18 protein-coding genes and 1 pseudogene are annotated in these 19,349 nt (G+C 60.3%); 11 read left to right on the top strand and 8 right to left on the bottom strand.

Annotated features, from left to right (window positions below; genetic code table 11):
* A partial coding sequence (locus BZF57_RS18945) for a helix-turn-helix domain-containing protein (protein ID WP_143738588.1) occupies window positions 1-365 on the bottom strand: 365 nt, incomplete at its 3' end.
* 125 nt (window positions 366-490) lie between these two features.
* A complete protein-coding gene (locus BZF57_RS21000) occupies window positions 491-1,240 on the bottom strand; it encodes a hypothetical protein (RefSeq protein ID WP_143738587.1) in 750 nt (249 codons plus the stop codon).
* Between the two features lie 683 nt (window positions 1,241-1,923).
* Between BZF57_RS21000 and BZF57_RS18935 the strand changes: the two genes are divergently transcribed.
* The 7 genes from BZF57_RS18935 to BZF57_RS18910 all read left to right on the top strand — a co-directional run bounded on the left by BZF57_RS18935 (window position 1,924) and on the right by BZF57_RS18910 (window position 7,413).
* Window positions 1,924-2,853 (top strand): 3'-5' exonuclease, encoded by a 930-nt coding sequence (locus tag BZF57_RS18935; protein WP_086740861.1) that lies wholly within the window; start codon window positions 1,924-1,926, stop codon window positions 2,851-2,853.
* Window positions 2,854-2,918: 65 nt separating this feature from the next.
* Window positions 2,919-3,587: a 3'-5' exonuclease family protein gene (locus tag BZF57_RS18930; protein ID WP_086740859.1), complete on the top strand. Its 669-nt coding sequence runs from the start codon at window positions 2,919-2,921 to the stop codon at window positions 3,585-3,587.
* Complete coding sequence (locus BZF57_RS20995) at window positions 3,584-3,934, top strand: hypothetical protein (RefSeq protein ID WP_143738586.1); 351 nt, start codon at window positions 3,584-3,586, stop codon at window positions 3,932-3,934. Before BZF57_RS18930 ends, BZF57_RS20995 begins: the two co-directional genes overlap by 4 nt.
* A 209-nt stretch (window positions 3,935-4,143) precedes the next feature.
* On the top strand, window positions 4,144-4,905 hold the full coding sequence (locus BZF57_RS18925; protein ID WP_086740856.1) for a hypothetical protein: 762 nt from the start codon (window positions 4,144-4,146) through the stop codon (window positions 4,903-4,905).
* Window positions 4,898-5,698: a hypothetical protein gene (locus tag BZF57_RS18920; RefSeq protein ID WP_086740854.1), complete on the top strand. Its 801-nt coding sequence runs from the start codon at window positions 4,898-4,900 to the stop codon at window positions 5,696-5,698. The genes BZF57_RS18925 and BZF57_RS18920 overlap by 8 nt, the downstream gene beginning before the upstream one ends.
* A gap of 165 nt (window positions 5,699-5,863) precedes the next feature.
* Window positions 5,864-6,424 (top strand): hypothetical protein, encoded by a 561-nt coding sequence (locus BZF57_RS18915; protein ID WP_086740852.1) that lies wholly within the window; start codon window positions 5,864-5,866, stop codon window positions 6,422-6,424.
* Window positions 6,425-6,756: 332 nt separating this feature from the next.
* Entirely contained in the window at window positions 6,757-7,413 is a 657-nt protein-coding gene (locus BZF57_RS18910; RefSeq protein WP_143738585.1) for a hypothetical protein, read from the top strand.
* 82 nt (window positions 7,414-7,495) lie between these two features.
* Here the strand turns inward: BZF57_RS18910 and BZF57_RS18905 are convergent, their stop codons facing one another.
* On the bottom strand, window positions 7,496-8,206 hold the full coding sequence (locus tag BZF57_RS18905) for a thermonuclease family protein (RefSeq protein ID WP_086740847.1): 711 nt from the start codon (window positions 8,204-8,206) through the stop codon (window positions 7,496-7,498).
* 551 nt (window positions 8,207-8,757) lie between these two features.
* Window positions 8,758-9,231, bottom strand: a complete 474-nt coding sequence (locus BZF57_RS18900; RefSeq protein ID WP_086740845.1) for a MarR family winged helix-turn-helix transcriptional regulator — start codon at window positions 9,229-9,231, stop codon at window positions 8,758-8,760.
* A 74-nt stretch (window positions 9,232-9,305) separates the two neighbouring features.
* Between BZF57_RS18900 and BZF57_RS18895 the strand changes: the two genes are divergently transcribed.
* From BZF57_RS18895 to BZF57_RS18880, 4 genes are read left to right on the top strand one after another with little or no spacing between them, the layout of a single operon-like run.
* Window positions 9,306-10,193, top strand: a complete 888-nt coding sequence (locus tag BZF57_RS18895; RefSeq protein WP_086740843.1) for an alpha/beta fold hydrolase — start codon at window positions 9,306-9,308, stop codon at window positions 10,191-10,193.
* Entirely contained in the window at window positions 10,190-10,603 is a 414-nt protein-coding gene (locus BZF57_RS18890; protein ID WP_086740841.1) for a PaaI family thioesterase, read from the top strand. The genes BZF57_RS18895 and BZF57_RS18890 overlap by 4 nt, the downstream gene beginning before the upstream one ends.
* Window positions 10,597-11,709, top strand: coding sequence for an efflux RND transporter periplasmic adaptor subunit (locus tag BZF57_RS18885; RefSeq protein WP_086740839.1), 1,113 nt, complete (start codon window positions 10,597-10,599; stop codon window positions 11,707-11,709). Before BZF57_RS18890 ends, BZF57_RS18885 begins: the two co-directional genes overlap by 7 nt.
* 1 nt (window position 11,710) lies before the next feature.
* Complete coding sequence (locus BZF57_RS18880) at window positions 11,711-14,842, top strand: efflux RND transporter permease subunit (RefSeq protein ID WP_240506052.1); 3,132 nt, start codon at window positions 11,711-11,713, stop codon at window positions 14,840-14,842.
* Between the two features lie 691 nt (window positions 14,843-15,533).
* Here BZF57_RS18880 and tnpC read toward each other — a convergent pair.
* The 4 genes and pseudogenes from tnpC to BZF57_RS18860 all read right to left on the bottom strand — a co-directional run bounded on the left by tnpC (window position 15,534) and on the right by BZF57_RS18860 (window position 19,189).
* A complete protein-coding gene (gene tnpC, locus BZF57_RS18875; RefSeq protein ID WP_086740835.1) occupies window positions 15,534-17,177 on the bottom strand; it encodes an IS66 family transposase in 1,644 nt (547 codons plus the stop codon).
* A 60-nt stretch (window positions 17,178-17,237) separates the two neighbouring features.
* A complete protein-coding gene (tnpB, locus tag BZF57_RS18870) occupies window positions 17,238-17,579 on the bottom strand; it encodes an IS66 family insertion sequence element accessory protein TnpB (RefSeq protein WP_086740833.1) in 342 nt (113 codons plus the stop codon).
* Window positions 17,576-17,911, bottom strand: a pseudogene (gene tnpA, locus BZF57_RS21815) (IS66-like element accessory protein TnpA); the annotation flags it as partial. The gene tnpB and the pseudogene tnpA, both read right to left, overlap by 4 nt.
* Window positions 17,912-17,977: 66 nt before the next feature.
* A complete protein-coding gene (locus tag BZF57_RS18860; protein WP_011950834.1) occupies window positions 17,978-19,189 on the bottom strand; it encodes an IS256 family transposase in 1,212 nt (403 codons plus the stop codon).
* Between the last annotated feature and the right edge of the window lie 160 nt (window positions 19,190-19,349).

Here is a 19,349-nt window from a genome sequence, read left to right as displayed (position 1 = left end):
TGATGGCCCGGCGGGGTCTCGAACCGCACGGCATAGGGCTTGCCGCCACCGGCCGGACGCATCGAACGCACTGTGTCGCGCACCGTGCTGTAGCCGCCGGGATAGCCCCGCTCGCCCAGCTCCCGGGCGAGGCGCTGAGCGCTCAGCCCAGGATAGGCCTCCAGTCGCGCCCGCAGGTAATCAATATGTGGGTCCAGCAGACGCTGGCGGGGTTGTCGCGGTCCGTATGTCGGCACCTCGACCCCGCGCGCAATGTATTTGCGGACCGTCTTGCGATCGACGCCCACTTGCCGGGCTATCACCGCGATCTTCACGCCTTGGCGATGCAAATCCAGGATCATCATCAATTCTCCAAGCTTCTTCATCGTAGCACCGCCTCCCACCGGGAGGACTATGCCGGATGTTTCGAATTTGACCCTGTCCGGGGCGCGCCCCGGACAGGGTCAAACAAACGAAGTGGGGAATTTTCAAATGTCACTTCTGGGGCATTTTACTCCGCCAGCGACAACACCTCGCTGAAGCCTTCAGGCAGTCCAAGCACTTGTCGTGCTTCAGCGATATAGCTCTTTTGATGCTCCGATCTGAGCCGATGCGCGTGGTCAATTGCGCTCTGTTGCTCGGGGGTGAGATGCCGCGCAGGAGCCTCCAGTAGTCCAGCCTCCACCATAAGATTCCATGGGTTGTTGGGGTCTTTGCCATGGGGGTCTTTCGCATGGGCCTGAATCAAATCGGCGATGCACTCGACCATGTTTTCAGGGAGCCGGCCCATGGCTGAAGGCGACGCCTTTGCCCTTGCCAGATTTTCGATAAACGGCTGGCCTAGAGCAAACAAGCTTTCGGGATCGTGAGATTGTCGGCTTTCGTATATAGAAAAATTTTCAGGAGATGCTCTGTCAATCTCTGTAAGCTTGGCCTTGTATTCTTGGAATATCGCATATTTTTTTAGCGCATCGCCAAGAGTATTTATCACCTGCTCTTTGTATTTTTCTTTTTGCTTAACGATCTTACGGCGGGTAATCGTCGTAGTCTCTTCGAACAAAAATGGATGTCTAAGCTTTGCACGTGCCCGTGTCGCTTTGATCGTAAATTTACCACTTTCATCCGTTTCTTCAGCATCAAGCCGAAGCTGTTCGTATGCCATGCCATCTTTATAGATATCACGAAAATCGTCCGACAAAACCTGTCGAACGCTATCAAGAAGTTCGTAAAGTGAGGCGGAGAGAGGTTGATCATTTGTCATAATCTAATTCTAGGAATGTATGATTTGAAATCCAAACGATCGAAAAAAATTTTTTCGCTCGATTAGGAAAAGTCACGCTTCGCCTCCTAAGAATCTCAATTGGAATAGAAAATTTGGCCAATTTTCAGAGATCTGTGCGAAGCGGACGATTCTTCAAGAATTTCCCGATCTTCGCTTCGCTCACAGATATCGTCCGAATTTCGAGAATTCTCTCGAACTCGTAATTTTAGGCGCAATACCTCAAAAAGAAGCGCAAAGTATTTTGCACCTCTGTTTGATGAATTTGCGTTCATTCTAGATTCCGAGAAATTTATTCAATTTTGACCGGAATGCAACTTCCAGTTCGCTGCGCTCACACGTCGCCGGCCGGCTGGCCAGCTCCTTTCGGCAGCCTGCGCGGGCATGGCTGAATGCCAGATCGGGCAAATTTCAAAAATCCGCCATGCTGCCGGGTGCGGACGACGCGGTCGTCCTGGGGCGCTTCGCTTGGGGGGAGTGCCCATGCGGGCAGGGTGTGATCGGGCGGGGCGGCGCACCGCCGCCCATTCGGAAATCTCATAGTAGAAGGAATGGGAAGGAGACCTGCCGTGAAACCGGCAGGGTGAAAGGAAAAGTAAGCTGTGAGCATTGCAGCTCGGCCTTCGCCTCGCGCCGGTTTCGGTAACCGAAACTGGAGAACAAATATGATGAATACGAGCCATCTCGATCCGGCCAGCGAAGCGTTCGCGGACCGGCTCGCACAGGATCCCGATTATCTGATCCTGCGAAAACTGCCCCGACCATTTTCCGAGATGACCGGCGAGGGCGGCCCGCCCGAAGGCATGTGCGTGGCGCTGGTTGATACCGAAACCACCTCGCTTGATGCCGACAACGGCAAGATTATCGAGATCGCGGTCAAACTGCTGTGGCTTGATGAAACTGGCGAATTGCTGGGGCATTTCCCCATTTTTTCGTGGCTCGAAGATCCCGGCCATCCGCTCGATCCCGAAATCTCCCGCATCACAGGATTGCGTGATAGCGATCTGGCGGGGAAGGCAATTGACGATGAAGCGGTTGTGCGTTTGTTCGGCCGTGCGGATCTGATCGTCGCGCATAATTGCGCATTCGATTTGCGCTGGATCGAGAAGCGCTGGCCGGAACTTTCGGGAATGCCGTGGGCCTGTTCGTGCGCAGAAATTGATTGGCCGGCGCTCGGCTTCGAAGGACGAAGCTTGCAATTCCTGCTGCAGCAACATGGCTGGTTTTCGATCCCGCACCGTGCAGCCGGTGACGTGTGGACTTTGTTCAACTTGTTGCAGCAAGTTCGTCCAGATCCGCACGAAGCGCGAGATCAATTTGGCGAACATCGCGATTCCATGATGCGCACGCATTTGCAGCGGCTGCTTGAAGCAAGTGCGCGGCCCAGCGTGAAAATTATGGCGGTGGGCGCACCGTTCAATTCGCGTCACCTGCTGCAGCAGCGTGGCTATCGTTGGGATTCCGATGCGCAGCGGAAATTCTGGTGGCGGGAGGTCAATTCCGATGAGGTCGAAGCGGAATTAATCTGGTTTCGCCGCAACGCCATTCCCGCACCGCGCTGTTTGCCAATCACCGCACATCAGCGTCACCGCTGATCGAAATTCAAGCTCACCAATCAGGCCCGCCATGCGCGGGCCTTTTCAATTTCAAGGACACACTCATGAACAAGATGAACGACAATGCTGAATCGGAAATGCGCGCAAATGCGATTCCGGAATCTGCTGAAATGCGCGACCAGCCTGATGCGCAGAATTGCCAACAGCCGTGCGCGGAATTCGCGGATCCAGTGAATCAAATTCCGCGCATTCGCCGTGAGGATGATGACGCAGAATTTCTCCACGAAGCCTTGGCAATTGCGCTCGAACGCGATGCGAGAATTTTCACTGCGCGTGGAAGAAACAGCGACGGTCAGCAACGCAAATCGCTGCGCCTGATCGTATGCGATTTCGAGTATCTTTATGATCGCAGTGCCTATGCCGGTTACGCCGTCAGCGAAGGCAAGAGCGGTCGCACCGATCTGCGCTGGCCGTTTCACCGTGTCGCAGCTTCATCGTGGATGGTGCTGCGATTTGACCCGGATGGCGATGTGCCGGTGGTCGAGGAATGCGTCGTCATTGCCAATGATGAATCGGACGAGCGCGCAATCGTCATGCGCTTCTTCGACGCGTTGCAGCGATACCCCGACGCGGTGCTCACCACGTGGGGCGGCGAATTCAAGGATCTGGCGGTGCTGCGGAAATGTGCAGGCGAGTTCGGCTTGCTGCTCCCGATCAGCTGCGCGATCTCAACCCCTACGCATATGCGCGGCTCGATCTGTGTCAGGCAGTGACCGGCAAGGCAAAGCCAGTGCATCTGCCGGAATACGCGATGGGTGCATCTATCCCCGCAAAGCCGTCACCGAGCAAATGCATCGGCCCGATGGTTGAACAGGGTAAGTGGCGGGAGGTGCGCGACCAGTGCCTCGCCGACGTGCTGACGGCCTGCGTTGTCGCTCTTCGCCACCTGCATTCACAAGGCGTGATCGCCTGTCATCCGCAACACAGCCTCGAGGTGCTGGCGGAGGCAGCTGGGAGGACGGCGCCTGCCAGCTCCTTTGTCCGCAAAAGCTTTGCGCCTTGGGCAAGAGGCCAGCTTGCCGCGTCAAATTTGCGCGGCGTTGTGCACCGGGCCGCATGAACTGCATCGGCAGAGGCGCCGCCTTCAATCCAACTCGCAACAAGGAGAGCCCTATGACCTGATCACCATCCACCACTGCCCGGGCACTCTGCGCACCGCCCGGCGCCGCATCACATCGCGCAGTCCAACCTGCTTCTCACAGCAAGAAGCATATCCGCCGCAGGTCCAATCCGGACGCTGCGGCTTTTTTGTATCAAGGAAACCTATAGATGACCAAGTCAACCAAGCCTCCCCGCCGCGGTGCGGGGAGCAAAAGCCGCAGCCTGGTGCCGGTGGCACCGCGCTCCACGGCCATTGCCTTGCCCGAACGACTGATCCTGGGCGGTCACGCCATCGACCCGGAACAAATCACGCAGATCCCTGAGCGCAGGCCTTATGGGGACGGGCCATGGCGTGATGAGCCCGACAGGATCGCCTGGCGCGATCTCGCGTCCGGCTATTCGTGTCTGATCCTGCGGCAAGCCGATGGCACATTGTCAGGCTATGTCGCTGTCACCCTATCGCACCCGCTGTGGTGCTATGAGCGGGACGCGATTCCGGCTGACCTTGGCATCTCGCCGCACCGGGGGCTCGATTATTCGGCACTGTGCGATCAGGACGCGCCGCCGATGCTTCAGATCTGCCACGTGCATCACCACGCGCGGTCACGCCAGAACGCTCCTACCACGGCAGACAGTGATGCCAGCGGCGGCCGCGATGCATGGTGGTTCGGGTTCAATACGGACAAGCCCGGCGATCTCCTGCCCCACGGCTACGCGCGCAACGATCACAACCGGGAGGCAGGGCAGAAGGTCTACCGCGATCTAGCCTATGTCGCCGGAGAAGTTGTTGACCTTGCCGCCAGACTGAAGGCGCTGGAGGAACAAGCGGTCAGCCTTGGTGGTGACGCAGCTGCCGAAACCGGTGTGCCGCTCGTCCTTGATGGCAAGCCCAAGGCGCTGCTTCCGCGCAAAGGAGGCGGCCATGATTGATTTCGCACCCGATCCCGGCGGCTATGCTGCTCAGCGCAATGAGCACCATCCCTGGGGCTATTGGCTTCGCCAGGATCCCGCAATCGATGGCCTGATCGACGAGGATGGGACTGTGTGGCCCAGTCTGCGCCACTACTTCTGGCAAGCCCGCCTCGGGATGCCGAGCCTCGGCTCCTATAAGGTCGACGAAGGCTGCGAGCTGCTGCTGAGCATTCTGCACGCCTTGATGAACCGCATGACGGGCTTCGAGGCCGCCGTCGCCGATCTGTTCGGCGGGGGCTGGCAGAGCCAGCGCCACTACATGGCATGGCTGCAAGGCCAGGGGATGATCAAGGACCGGGAGGTGACCGTCGAGGGGCGTGCGGCCGCGCGAATGCTTGCCGCCACACGGTCGGTCAATGCGCCCGATCTTGCTCCGCTCGACTTTCCGACGCTCGCCGGCATGAACGGGCTCGACGGCGGCACTACCCGAAAACAGCGCGAACAGGTCATGGCGGGACAGGAGGCGCTGGGCAGGGCGCTGCGGTATCGGTTCGTGCGCGAACAGGTCGCCGGCAAATCCGGGATCAAGCTGATCGGCCACGAAATGGGCGATGCCGTTCCGCTCACCCGGGTGCTGTGGGCGTTGTCGTTCCCCGATGATTATGCCCGCGACCGGCTGTTTGGCTGGCTGGCCCACCATCTCGACCGCTGGCAAGCCTGGGGTGAGATGGCGGCCGATGGCGGATCACGGGCACTTTCCGAGCATCTGCTGCTGCTCCGCTTTGCGGACGAGAGGATCGATCTCGGCTGACTCGGGGGAAGGGGGTGTTGCCTTTCCGGCAGCGCCTTCTTCCCGCATCCAACGCCATCGCCTTCATCGTCGACGGCAAAACCACCCATCATCCCGCACCAGCAGGCGGCGTCTCTACCGAGGTGCCGCCTGCCTGCGTTTGCGGCTCAAGGAAACACACTCAACATGAAGCCCGATCGTCATCCCCAAACCCTGATATCCCTCTCCATCATCCGCACCCACCCCGAAACCGACCGTCGCTCGGCCATCAGCTCGCTCGCGCTGTTCACGGTTCAGCGGCGTTCTCGCCTCGATGTCGCCTTCTCGCTCGAGCATCATTTCTTCGATCCTGAGGATGACGCCGGTGACATCCTTGCGGGTGCTGCTCGCTCCATTCCCGCCGATGCCACCGTGCTGATCAGGCAGGCACGCGAGGCACCGGCGAATATCGCTGGCAACCCGACTGATGCTGTCGTTCTTGCTCGGTTGCTCGACACCAATACCGTTATCGCCTTTGATGCCGACGAGCACGAGCTGGCCGAAGCGGGCATGCTGATCGGGTTGGACATGCCGGGGCGAGGATCAACGCCGCTGCGCTGGCGTCGCCGGGCGCCGCTCCATGCGCAGGCCATGTGGGTGATCTATGCCGCTTCGTTCTGCTCCGCGAAAGAGCAGCGGGCACTGTTCTCAGCACACCTCGCATGGTGCGCGCTCCAGCGGGCGAGGCTTGGAGTGGGGGCAGGGTGAGGGGGGCGGCGGCGCGATGGGAAACGAGGCTGCCTTCACCTCCTTATGCTCCGGGATCCGGAAACTCGGACATGGCTGCCGCAAAAAAGCAGGTTTTTTCGCATCGACCGCCCGTATTTACGAATTCTTAAGGAATCGCCGTCATTTAGGGCGACAGTTGCGACCTGCGTGCTGGGAAAGATGCCCAAGCCGGTGGACTAAGTAAGTGTCGCTCAAACCCTATGGACCCGCACGGGACACGTGCGCGTTCAATCGGCGTTCGAGGTCACTATGAGCCATGCAGAACATCGCATTCCCACATCCGTGGTCTCGCTCGCCGCTGCGAGAAACCCATGGAAAAAGGAAAGAACGAATATACCCCCGCTGAAAATAACCTGACCGCGCCATGTCCGAATAATCGTGGAAGCGGGCCTAAGGTTGCGAATGATGATGAGCCTTACCTGACCAGCGACGAGGTTCGGGAGCGGCTTGAAACGATAAATCTAAAGCCCGGCAGCCGTTTGCGCCGAAGGGCGCAGTATCATGCGCACCGTGCGCAAGTTCAGCCGGATGATCTCCTCCAGGCCGCAATCCTGGCAGCGATGACAAGCCGCAGATGCCGGGCTAACCTCGGGATCGAGCCCTTCATCATCGGGATCATGCGATCGAAGGCCAGCAAGGTCATCGAACGCCGCGAACGAATGATGCAACTCGGCATCGGGCTGCATTCGCTCGACGAGTCTGAGCTCGAAATGCCGGCGCCTGACGTGGAAGCAACCCAGGAGCAGCAACAGCGCGCAATGATCTGCGCCGGGCTGCTTGCCGCGATCAGTGAAGGCGATCCAGTGGTGGAAAAGGTGATCGACGGGCAGGGGCATGGATATCGCGGTCAGAAACTGGCCGAGTGCGCCGGGATCGATAAGGACGAACTCGCCACTGTCAGGCGAAGGATCAAACGGCGGGCGGCAGTCTTACGCAAGCAGCTTGCGGCGCTCGATTACGCAGCCTGATGGCATGGTGGCCGTATAAAGCGATGTGGGGCGGCTCTTTCCATGGGCCGCCCTATTGTTTCTTGCGCGGGTTGGTGCCCCCCTACCGGACGATCGCCCGTCGGTAACCCGCAGCCTGCGCCTGTGCCTCGGTGCAGAAATAGGCCTCCGCCCGAGTGTCATCGTAATAGGGCATGCCTGGAAGGTGGTAGATCCAGTCCCCTCGGCGTGAGTGATTGCCCTTGATCAGGCACATTCCGTCTTTCTCGAAACTGCGCCGGGCAGTCGTCGCCGGGGCCGCAGCACGGGTGCGGGGCGGTTGTTGCGCGGCGATCTGCTGGCTCGCCCGAAAATCCTCTGGCGACTGGAAATCCCATTGCCAGATCCCTGCGCTCGATGCTCGGGCGCGCGCTTCTGCCGCAACATACTCATCGCTATATCGCCGAAACGCCGTAGCCCATCCGGACGAGACAAGAGCATCGCCCACGTCGACGCCGGATGTCCTGCATCGCGCTACGGCACGGCCATATGCGTCGGTTTCGTGCGAGACGCATACCAGCACGCCGCCACCGATCAGACCTTCCAGCGCATCCTTGGCCATCGCACCGCAGGGAACCGTTGCGCCATTATCGAAGCAGGTCTGGGCGTATTCTGGCGCATCCACACCGAACAGGCGAACTTCCGTTCCCGCTACCCGAAGCGAGTCCCCGTCAATCACCTCCGCCTTGCCTTCGATGACGTTCGCCGCCGCCAGCGTTGGCAGGCTGATGGCAGCTATGATCGCGACTGCGCGGGTGATGGCGACAATGAGCATATGGCGTCCTGGACAGGTCTTGCGTTCGATAATCGCGCAATGAGCCTAAGAATTTCCCACCTTCGTAACGGGAAAGCTTTCGATGGCGGGGGCCGCTGCGCTGCCGACGCAACCAAGATCATCTGCAGCTACGTGCGTTAAAGAACGCGATAGGCTGATCGCAGCTTGCTGTGCTCGCGATGGGCATCGGCCGATGGCCACTCTGACCCAGTCGATCCAGATCATAGGAGCGAACGGCTGTTTCCGCCGAAAGCCGCAAGGCGGCTTTCGGGATCGAGGCCCCACACCGTTAATGACTTCTACTGGGTGGGAAGCTGCCTGACCGCTTTCGGGTGACAGAACGCGAAAGCTGCCGTTGATCCCAGCCGAGTAATGCGTCGCCTCCCGACCCAGACCCGGTCGTCCGTGGTCGTTAAATTGAACGTCTGTTTGCGACCAAAGCTGTCACGCCCATTTTCGAGGACAAGCGTCAGCTCTTTCCATGACCACCTTTGGGGGAATCCTGAATTTCAGTTCGGGAACCATGCGTAGGTTGCTGGAAATGGCTCCGACTATATGCGATCCAAATTCGCCTGCATTCTGGTCAATGTCCCGCGCAATTGCTCCAGCTCAAGCTTGTCCGTTTCGGCAAGCAGGCGTGTGTAGACCGCGTCCGCCTCGGCCCTAAGTTTGGGTAAAAGTTCGACTGCGGCCGGCATAAGGTGGATCTGCCATACTCGCCGGTCGTTTAGCGCGCTGCGTCGCTCAACCAGCGACAGCTCTTCAAGCCGGTCGATAGCCTGACCCACACTCGCTCGCTCCAATTCCAGCTCCCGCGCCAATTCGGTCTGCGTCATACCCGGTGTTCGATAGAGGTATGCAAGGGTCCGCCACTGGGTGCGGGTCAGCCCGAATTGTTCGACCGAGGTATCGAAGATGCGCCGCAGCCGCCGCGTCACCTCTTCCATCAGAAAAACCAGCTGATCCGTCTCGGTCAGAAATTTTGCCGCAGGTCCGGCGGCCGTCTGATCCGATTGCATCATCATGCTGCGAGCATAGTTCTTTCGAGGCAGGAATAAACATATTTACTGTAAAGTGCCTTACAGTGTAGTCCCAAGCGATGACGACAGCAACAACCAGCGTGATGGGTAGCGGCGGCATAACCCTCGCCGCCGAAATCATTGGAAATCCTGAGGCAATGCCGGTCCTGCTCGCCCATGGGGGCGGGCAGACGCGCAGAGCATGGAAGCGCGTTACGAACGACCTTGCCAATGCCGGTTTCTGCGCCATCGCTTTTGACATGCGCGGCCATGGCGATAGCGCATGGTCGGAGGCGGGTGCATATGAAATGCTTGATTTTGCGAACGATCTGGTCGCGATCGCGGCCAAGATGGGCCGCAAGCCTGCTGTGGTCGGCGCATCGCTCGGCGGGTTGGCAGGCTTGCTTGCTGAAGGCGTGCTTTCCCAAGGCAGCTTCGCATCGCTGACGTTGGTCGATATCGCGCCGCGCATGGAGCCTGATGGCGTGATGCGGGTCGTGGGCTTCATGGAGCAGCACGTCGAAACCGGCTTTGCTTCGCCGGAAGAAGCGGCGGAGGTGATCGCAGGATATATGCCGCATCGTGGCAGGCGCGGCACGGGCGCTGGCCTGCGCCACTATCTCCGGCAAAAGGATGACGGCCGTTTCTACTGGCACTGGGATCCTGCCTTCATCCGAAACATCATGGCGGCCAAGCGCAGCAGTCCTGAAAATCAGGAGCATCAGTTCCAGACTCTCAGCGACGCGGCGGCCAGTCTCACCCTTCCGCTCCACCTCATTCGCGGCGGAGCCAGCGACCTTGTTTCTGAAGAAGCCGTCGCCCATCTCATGCAAGTCGCTCCTCATACTGAATATACTGACATCGCAGGCGCGACGCATATGGTCGTGGGTGACGCCAACGACGCCTTTTCGGCAGCGATCATCCAGTTCCTGATCCGACATCACCGGTCGCACGGCGTGGTCGCATGAGCGAGGATCTGACCCATGCCGAACGCGAAAGCCTTGAGCAGATGCTGCAAATAGCGCCGTTTCACCGGTGGCTGGGCCTGACGATAAGGTCCTGTTCGACCGAGCAGCTTCAACTGGAAATGCCTTGGCGCGACGAGATCGTCTCGAACCCCATGATTGGTTCGGCGCACGGCGGTGTGATCGCGTCTCTGATCGATCTGACCGGGCTCTACACGCTGTTGTCGCAGGGCGCGGCTGCCAAGGCGACAGCGGATTTGAGGGTCGATTACCATCGCCCTGCAACATCAGGGCCGCTCGTGGCAACCGGTCAGGTGGTGAAAATCGGAAAACAGATTTGCGTTGCCGAAGCGCGCGTTGCCGGGCCGGATGGTAAGCTCATTGCCAGCGGAAGAGGCGCTTACATATGCTAGCACGGGGCGCCCTTTCAGGATTGTTGGCTTGCGCACTGGCGCTGAGCGGATGTTCAGGAGGTTCTGACGAAACAGAGGCGCCTCAAGCCACCCAATCTGGCCCGCGTGAGCTTCAAACATTGGTCGTCCAGACCGCAATGCTTAGCGAACCGGTGAAGGCTTTCGGAACGATCGCCGCCAAGCAAACCAGCGCAATCGGTGCGTTTGCAGAGGGGCCGGTCGAACGGATCTATGTGAATGTTGGTGACCGTGTGACGCAGGGACAACCGCTCTTTCGCATCCGGCAAGCGGATTATGAGCGGAACGTGGCAGAGGCGCAGGCCGCAGTCGATCTTGCGACGGCTCAAGCCATTGAAGCCGAGCGGCGGCATGAACGCGTTATCGCGCTTGCGCCGAAGGGATTCGTGTCAAAAGCGCAGGTTGATACAGTCGAGACGCAGCTTGCCGTGGCGCGGGCGCAGAAGGCGCAGGCGCTTGCCGCCCTGGGAACGGCGCAGCAGGCTCTCAAAGATACAATTACGCGTGCGCCCTTTGATGGCGTCGTAACCGCGCGCCTGGTTGATGAAGGGGTGTTTCTCAACAATCGCTTTGCTGGCGGCAATCAGTCTGCCGCGCTCCAGTTGCAAGAACTCGGAACCGTTGCCGCGATCGTCAATGCCCCGCAGGAATATGTCGATGTGCTGGTGCGCGGCATGCCGGCACGCGTCTATATCGAAGGCTTCGACGAGCCTTTCGAAAGCGTTGTCTACATCATCAACGACCGCGTCGATCCCGAAAGCCGGAAGGTTGAATTGCGATTGCCAATTGCCAATCCGAACTACCGGATAAGCTCCGGCCTTGCAGCGCGCGCCGAGATCCAGATACCGCCTGAACCCGCTATCGTTCTGCCCCGAACAACAATTCTGGGTGACAGTTCAGCAGCCTATGTCTTTGTTTTGGTGAATGGCAAAGCCGTGCGCCGTGAAATAAGGTTCGACAGCATCGACCTCGACAAAGTGCGCGTTCGCTCAGGCCTGAAGGCAGGCGAGGAAGTGATCCTCAATCCTCCGGCGACATTGCGTGATGGTGAGGCTGTCAAACCGCGTCGCGCGCAGCGCGAGACCTGATATGTGGCTCGCTGATGTTTCGATCCGCCGTCCGGTCTTCGCGACGATGCTGATCATATCGCTTGTGGTCCTCGGTCTGGTCTCCTTCGGTCGCCTCGGTGTTGATCTCTTTCCCGAAGTCGAATTTCCTTATGTTTCGGTGACCACCGCGCTGCCGGGCGCATCTCCAGGCACGATCGAGACTGAAGTCACCGACATCATCGAGGAGCAACTCAACACCATCGCAGGCTTGCGCCAGATGCGTTCCGTCAGTGCGGAAGGCGTCAGCATCGTCAATCTCGAATTCGAGCTCGAGCAAGACGCAGATCTTATGGCGCAGGAGGTCCGGGATAAGATGTCGCGGCTTGGCGCTGACCTGCCCGCCGACGCCGAACCGCCCGTAATCGAGAAAGTCGATCCGGACGCAGCACCGATCCTTTCGGTCCTTCTGTCCGGCGACATGCCGATCCGTGATCTGACAACCTTCGCTGACCAGGAGGTGAAGGAGCGCTTACAGCGGGTTCCGGGTGTCGGATCGGTTGAGCTTGTGGGAGGACGCGAGCACGAGATGCGCATTTGGCTGGATGCGGCGGCCATGCGCGCGCGCGAGATTACGGCAGACGACGTGCTGTCGGCCATACAGCGTGAAAACGCAGAGCTACCAGGCGGCCGGTTGGTCACGGAGGGCCGAACGCGGCAATTCGGGATTCGCACCTTGGCCGAGGCGGCGAGCGCGGCAGAGTTTGCCCGGATACCCATTGCTTTCCGGCCCAATGGTCAAACTGTCCGTATCGGTGATGTCGGCCGCGTCGAAGATTCGGTCGAAGACGAGACCAGCTATGCCCAGCTTGACGGCAAACCCGGCGTCGTTCTTGAGGTGCGCAAGCAGAGCGGCGAGAACACCGTTGCAGTCGCAGAGCAAATTCGCGCCGCAATCGGTGAAATCAAGGCGACCGCGCCAGAGGGAGTTGATCTGGTTATCGCGCGCGATACGTCGCGCTTCATCGAACAGGCAATAGGCGATGTCCTGTTCGATCTCGTTATCGCCATAGTTCTCGTCGTGGCGGTGACATTTCTGTTCCTGCTCAGTTGGCGCGCCACCATCATCGTGCTTCTCGCAATCCCGACTTCGATCGTCTCGACATTCCTGGCTTTTGCAGCGTTCGATTTCACCATCAACATGATCACCCTGCTGGCGCTCACAGTGGCAATTGGCTTGTTGGTGGACGACGCCATCGTGGTGGTCGAGGCGATTCAGAACGATGTTGATGAAGGCGCTGATGCAACCGCGGCAGCGCACGCTGCAACCAAACGTGTGGCGCTCGCAGTTCTGGCGGGCACGTTTGCAACGCTGGCAGTGTTCGTTCCGATAGCTTTCATGGAGGGAATCGTCGGTCGGTTTTTCTTCCAATATGGATTGGCGATCGTGTTTTCTGTCAGCGTTTCGATGCTGGTTGCCTTCACTTTGACGCCAGCCTTGTCTGCCCGATTGGTCCGCCCCGAACATCCCGAAGATGGCTGGCTTGGACGTATCGAGCGATTTCACGTCGGGATGCGCCTTCGCTACGAACGGCTTGTGGGTTGGGCCACACGGAGACGATATCTCGTCCTTGGTGGCGCTCTCATGAGCGTTCTTGTTGGCGGATTTTTTGCCAGTCTTGTTCCCAGCACTTTCATGTCCACGACCGACCGCTCCGAATTTCTCGCAACGGTCAAGCTTCCCTTGAGCACAGGCATTGCTGGCGCGCGCGAAGCAGCAGAGCAAGCCGATATTGCACTTCGCAAGAACCCCGAGGTCGAACTGGTGTTTGCGAGCGCGGGCAGCGGCACAAATCCCAAGGTCAACGAGATTGACATCTATGTTGGGCTCACCCCCAAGCGGACCCGCGATCTGACGCAAGATGATCTGATGACGTTCGCACGCACCGCGTTAGGTGAAGGTGTGGCCGGAGCGCGCGAGGTGACGGTGGCTGAGGTGCCATGGGTTTCCGGCGGCGGGGTCGGGCAAGCCGCGATCGAGCTTATCATCACCGGCAGTGATACTGCGGCAATCAACCTTTATTCCCAATGGCTTCAAGGGGAACTCGCCGCCCGTCCTGATTTCGTCGACGTTCGCTCCAGCTATGAAGGCGGCAGGCCTGAATTGCAGATCGTACTTGATCGTGATCGTGCAGCGGACCTTGGCATATCTGCGCGCAGCCTTGCTGCTGCGTCACGCACGCTGGTCGGAGGTAGCGAGGCAGGAACCTTTCAGTCCGACGGGCGCCGCTATGATGTCCGCGTTCGCCTCGACGAGGACAAACGGCAGAACCTGTCGGACATCAAGGCGTTGCCGCTCAGAACCGGAACAGGCGCTCTTGTTGATCTGGCAGCCATCGCCGATGTCGAAGTGGCTTTAAGTGCTGCCGAAATCGACCGCATTGACCGGTCACGGCAAATTTCAGTGCAGGCGAATACAGCCCCTGGCGTAGCGCTGAGCGTTGCGGTCACGAAGGTCGAGAACCTCCTTGCGTCCAACCCGCCGCCGCCGGGACTTTCGATCCGGACCGAGGGCACAGCGCGAAGACTGGCCGAAACGGGTGAAGCAATCATCTTCGCCTTCGCCCTCGCGATCGTGGCCCTCTACATCGTGCTGGCAAGCCAGTTCAACAGCTTCGGGCAGCCGATCATCATCATGCTCACTGCGCCACTTTCCTTTTCAGGGGCGTATTTTCTCATGTGGGTGGGAGGGCAGGAGATGAGCCTGTTCGCCCAGATTGGCATGATCGCGCTCATGGGGATCGTGATGAAGAACGGCATCCTTCTGGTTGATCTTGCCAACCAGTATCGTGACGCAGGCATGGATCCTGCCTCGGCAATGCGTAAGGCGGCGCCGGAGCGCCTTCGACCGGTTCTCATGACAGCATTGGCCGCTGTTTTCGGGATGTTTCCGGTCGCGCTTGCTCAATCAGACGCAGCTGAATGGCGCAACTCAATGGGCTTCATCATTATCGGCGGTTTGACCACTTCGACCTTCCTGACGTTGCTTGTCGTGCCGGCTGCATATTCTACGACCGCTGACCTGAGAGGCGCTGTGGCCCGCTTTGGCAGACTGGCTCGGGGATTGCTCGGTGGCTTGGGCAGATCTCGATCATCATCGAGCCACCTTGAATGACATAAAAAGGGGCCGCGCTGAAAATCTTCTGTGTTGGAGACCGAGAGGCCGCAACTGCCTGACGGGCTAAGGCCTGAAGGTTCAGCTATGCACAAAAAAAGGAGGCCTTTCGGCCCCCGAAAGTATTTGGAGAAAGAGGAGAGCATGGGAATCGGCTCTCGCCCTTCATCAAGTCCTATTGGGTCCTAAGCCGATTGTAAAGAGCCTTACAAATATTGTTCATTCGAACTGCCGTGTTTCGATCGCCGTAAAACAAGGGTTCGCAACTGCCGCCGTAGGATCAACTTTGGGCTTGGCAGGACATCGTAGCGGTAGACGGCTTATGTGCCTGCTCCGGGCACGGATGCACGGTGCCGGTCATCTCCATTGCGGAAGCGGTTGGGCGCCGCTCGAAGGGTTCGTGCTCAACGCAGGCGTGCGATTGCGGTTAAGAGGGGCGTGACGGGATCAACGCTTTGCTTTCCACGAACGTCCCGAATGGCGTCAGATGCTGCGTGTCGTTTTCGGAAGTCTGGCTTCGCGTAGCCGCCATTCGTGCTTTGGGGCAGGGTCATGTCTGCTTCCGGCAAAGCCAGCCATTCAGGATTCCGTTTAGGGACGTCGGATAAGTCCCGCTTTCAGGAAGCCGCAGGTCGCAACGTATCCGTCCGGTGAAGGCCGCGGTGTGATGCTGGTCGGCGCGTAGGCCGGTTTATGCGGCAATCGCTATGGTGCTCAGCGCCCAGTTCCAAGGCAGCAGCTGATCGAGCTTGGTGGCGGGATGATCGGCGATGCGCGCGAGGACATCGGCGAGCCAGGCCTGCGGATCGACATGGTTGAGCTTTGCGGTCTGGATCAGCGTGTAGATGACGGCCGCGCGCTGGCCGCCGCGATCCGAGCCGCAGAACAGCCATGCCTTGCGACCGAGCGGGATGCAGCGAAGCGCGCGCTCGGCGGCATTGTTGGTGAGGCAGATGCGGCCATCGTCGAGGAAGCGGGTGAACGCGTCCCAGCGCTTGAGCATGTAGAAGCAGGCCTTGGTGAGGTCATGGCCGCGCGACAGCTTGCCGACTTGCTCGGTGAGCCAGGCGTGCAGCTCTGCCATCAGCGGCACGCTGAGTTCCTGACGGACCGCGAGCCGCTCGGCGGGGCTCTTGCCATTGATGGCGCGCTCGATATCGAACAGGGCGTCGAGACGCTGCACGGCTTCGAGCGCGATCGGATAGATCATGGCGGCGCGCTGGCCACGGCTCTTCTTGCGGGCCGAGCTTAGGACATCGGCCAGCTCGAAGAACTTGCGCCGGGCATGGGCAAAGCAGCCCGCCTCGAGCACGGGACCGGGGTCGCGTCCTTCGCGATAGAGGTCGTTATAGCCGCCATAGGCATCGGCTTGCAGAATGCCGGACCATGCTGCGAGATGAGCTTGCGGATGCTCGCCGCGCCGATCGCGCGAGTAGTGGAACAGGGCAGCTGGCGGATCGGTGCCCGCAAAGGGCCGATCGTCGCGGACGTAGACCCATAATCGTGCGGTATCGGTCTTCACCTTGGCCATGACCGGCACGGTCGTATCGTCGCTGTGGATGCGGGTTGCAGCCAGAACATGCGCCTCGATCATCTTATAGATCGGCATCAGCGCGTGGGCCGCAGCCCCGACCTGATCAGCCAAGGTCGAGAGACTGAGCGGCACGCCTTCTCGGGCGAACCGCTCGGCTTGACGGTTGAGCGGTTGGTGCTGCCCGTACTTCTCGAACAGGAGCATAGCGAGGAAGCTGGGGCCGGCCCATCCACGCGGAACTACGTGGAACGGTGCCGGGGCCTGCGCGATCTTCTCGCAGTCACGGCACGAGAACTTCTCGCGGACCGTCTGGATCACCTTCCACGAGCGCGGGATGACCTCGAGCGTCTCGGTGACGTCTTCGCCGAGCCTGGACAGCCGGTCTCCGCCGCAGGCCGGGCAGGAACAGGGTGCAGGCACCACGACACGCTCGCGCGGCAGATGCTCGGGAAACGGCTTCCTTGCCGGGCGCTTGCGCTCGAAGGCGGTGACCGTGGTGGTCTTGGCTGCCGCTTCCTCAGCGATCAGATCGTCCTCTGCGGCATCGGCCTCGAGCTCTTCGAGTTGCAGCTCCATCTGGTCGAGTAGGCGGCGGCTGCGCTCGGCGCTGGGGCCATACTGCTCGCGCTTCAGCTTGGCGATCTGCAGCTTGAGGTGGGCAATCAGCGCCTCGATGGCGCTCTCGCGGGCATGGGCGTTGGCGAGCTTGGCCTCTGCCTCGTCGGCCTTGCGGGCCATCGCCACCACCAGCGCCTTGAGCGCTTCAACGTCGTCCGGAAGGGGCGAGATGGCGGCTTCCATGCAGGAGAGTGAATCATGCGCGGCACCCTTCCGCAAGGGCAAAATGCCCGCATCTGCTGACTATCCGGCGCTTTGCGGCCGCCATGTATACTGCGGGTTGCGCCAGTCGATCCCCTCCAGCAAGCAGGCCAGTTGCGAGGGCGTCAGCGACACCGTTCCCTCGCTCGCCGAAGGCCACACGAACCGCCCCTTCTCGAGCCGCTTGGCGTAGAGCGACATGCCGATCCCGTCGTGCCAGATGATCTTGATCAGCGAGCCTGCGCGGCCCCGGAACACGAACAGATCGCCGCCATGCGGATTACGCTTCAAGCCCTGCTGCACCAGCAGCGCAAGGCCCTGCATGCCCTTGCGCATATCTGCGTGGCCGAGCGCGATCCACACCCGCGCGCCGGAAGGGATCATCGCAGGCTCTTCAGCGCCGCCGTCACCAGCGCCGGTGATGCCGCGGCGAAAACGCTCAGCCGCTTGCCGCGCGGCAGGTCGATGATGATCGCAGGGTGCTCGGCAGCGTTGGCAGCGACCACGCTCTCGTCCACCACCGCTTCGGCGAACACCGGCGCTGGCAGTGCCTCGGGCACGTCGCAGTCCCGGGCTGACTCTGCATCGAGAAGCTTGCGCCGCCAGGTGTAGATCAGCGCCGAAGAAATATCGTGACGGCGGCAAACCTCGGCAACGCACGCGCCCGGCGCGAATGCCTCGGACAGGATTTGCAGCCGCTCTTCCTCGCTCCACCGTCGCCGCCGCTCCGGTCGCGTCCGTCAATGTGGTGTAGAATTGGGTGTGGCCAGCGGGCTGCATTTTCAGGCGGCCTTGGGTGTAATCTGTAGCGGCTGTGCCTCCTCGATCATTGGTGTAGCAAGGGCGGCCATGCCCTCGATCTGCATGTAGCGGTGCTGGAGCTGGTATTCGTCATTCTGCTCCAGCAGGACGGCGCCGACGAGGCGGATGATGCTATCCTCGTTCGGGAAGATGCCGACGACATCGGCGCGGCGCTTCACTTCCTTGTTCAGGCGTTCCAGTGGATTGGTGGAATGTAATTTGACGCGGTGCTGCTCGGGGAAGGTCATGTAGGCCAGCACGTCGTGCTCGGCATCGTCCATGCAGGCGCCGAGCTTTGGCCAGCGGGTACGCAACTGGTCGGCGACCTGGCGCCAGACCTGTGTCGCGGCGGCATGGTCGGGCTGGAGGAAGACCTGGCGGATGGCAGCGGCGACGACGGTGTTCTGGCCCTTGGGCACGTAGGCCAGGGCATTGCGCATGAAGTGGACGCGGCACCGCTGCCAGGTGGCGCTGAGCACGCGAGTGATCGCTGCCTTGAGGCCCTCGTGGGCATCGGAGATGACCAGCTTCACGCCGGTCAGTCCGCGGCGTGCGAGGTCCTTGAGGAAGCTCGACCAGAATGGCTCGGCTTCGGAGGGTCCAATGTGAAGGCCAACGATTTCGCGCTTGCCCTCGGTGTTGACGGCAACGGCTATTATCGCGGCGACACTGACGATCCGCCCGCCCTCGCGCACCTTGAGGTAGGTAGCATCGAGCCAGAGGTAGGGCCAGTCGCCGGTGAGCGGCCGCTTAAGGAAGGCATGGACACGTTCGTCGATATCCTTGCACAGCTTGGACACCGAGGATTTGGAGATGCCGGTCATGCCCATGGCCTGCACCAGCTCGTCGACACGCCGGGTGCTGACGCCGGCGATCCACGCCTCCTGGATCACCGCGACCAGCGCCTTCTCGACGGTCTTCCTGGGTTCCAGGAAGCCAGGGAAGTAGGCGCCGGTCCGTAGCTTGGGAATCCTCAGGTTGAGCGTGCCGAGCCGGGTATCGAGGCTGCGGTCGCGGTAGCCGTTCCGCCAGGTCGTCCGGTCGCCGGAGCGCTCGTGTCGGCTAGCGCCGACCAGGCCATCGACGTCGGCCTCCATGATGATCTGTAATACGCTCTCGGCGATCGTGCGCAGGAAATCTCCATCTCCAGTCTTCGCCATCAGCTCGGCAAGCGGTAGTCTGTCGTCGGTCATCGGGATCAACTCCTCGGTGGGCGTGTGAAGTGTGGTAACTCCACCTTACCGATGAGCCCGGTGGCCACCGAGATCGAAATCGCATGGGGTGGGGCATGCCCCACCCCATGCGATCATCTCAATCTACACCAGAAATTACACCACGAGCGCGGACGCTAAC

The sequence above is a fragment of the Erythrobacter colymbi genome (genome assembly GCF_002155685.1).
In the GTDB taxonomy this organism is placed as follows: Bacteria; Pseudomonadota; Alphaproteobacteria; order Sphingomonadales; family Sphingomonadaceae; genus Erythrobacter; species Erythrobacter colymbi.
This window is presented reverse-complemented; position numbering and strand designations above follow the sequence as displayed.

Coding starts and splice junctions, on each gene's coding strand:
- BZF57_RS21000 (WP_143738587.1), bottom strand. CDS start 1,240: ATGACAAATGATCAACCTCTCTCCGCCTCACTTTACGAACTTCTTGAT.
- BZF57_RS18935 (WP_086740861.1), top strand. CDS start 1,924: ATGATGAATACGAGCCATCTCGATCCGGCCAGCGAAGCGTTCGCGGAC.
- BZF57_RS18930 (WP_086740859.1), top strand. CDS start 2,919: ATGAACAAGATGAACGACAATGCTGAATCGGAAATGCGCGCAAATGCG.
- BZF57_RS18925 (WP_086740856.1), top strand. CDS start 4,144: ATGACCAAGTCAACCAAGCCTCCCCGCCGCGGTGCGGGGAGCAAAAGC.
- BZF57_RS18920 (WP_086740854.1), top strand. CDS start 4,898: ATGATTGATTTCGCACCCGATCCCGGCGGCTATGCTGCTCAGCGCAAT.
- BZF57_RS18915 (WP_086740852.1), top strand. CDS start 5,864: ATGAAGCCCGATCGTCATCCCCAAACCCTGATATCCCTCTCCATCATC.
- BZF57_RS18910 (WP_143738585.1), top strand. CDS start 6,757: ATGGAAAAAGGAAAGAACGAATATACCCCCGCTGAAAATAACCTGACC.
- BZF57_RS18905 (WP_086740847.1), bottom strand. CDS start 8,206: ATGCTCATTGTCGCCATCACCCGCGCAGTCGCGATCATAGCTGCCATC.
- BZF57_RS18900 (WP_086740845.1), bottom strand. CDS start 9,231: ATGATGATGCAATCGGATCAGACGGCCGCCGGACCTGCGGCAAAATTT.
- BZF57_RS18895 (WP_086740843.1), top strand. CDS start 9,306: ATGACGACAGCAACAACCAGCGTGATGGGTAGCGGCGGCATAACCCTC.
- BZF57_RS18890 (WP_086740841.1), top strand. CDS start 10,190: ATGAGCGAGGATCTGACCCATGCCGAACGCGAAAGCCTTGAGCAGATG.
- BZF57_RS18885 (WP_086740839.1), top strand. CDS start 10,597: ATGCTAGCACGGGGCGCCCTTTCAGGATTGTTGGCTTGCGCACTGGCG.
- BZF57_RS18880 (WP_240506052.1), top strand. CDS start 11,711: ATGTGGCTCGCTGATGTTTCGATCCGCCGTCCGGTCTTCGCGACGATG.
- tnpC (WP_086740835.1), bottom strand. CDS start 17,177: ATGGAAGCCGCCATCTCGCCCCTTCCGGACGACGTTGAAGCGCTCAAG.
- tnpB (WP_086740833.1), bottom strand. CDS start 17,579: ATGATCCCTTCCGGCGCGCGGGTGTGGATCGCGCTCGGCCACGCAGAT.
- BZF57_RS18860 (WP_011950834.1), bottom strand. CDS start 19,189: ATGACCGACGACAGACTACCGCTTGCCGAGCTGATGGCGAAGACTGGA.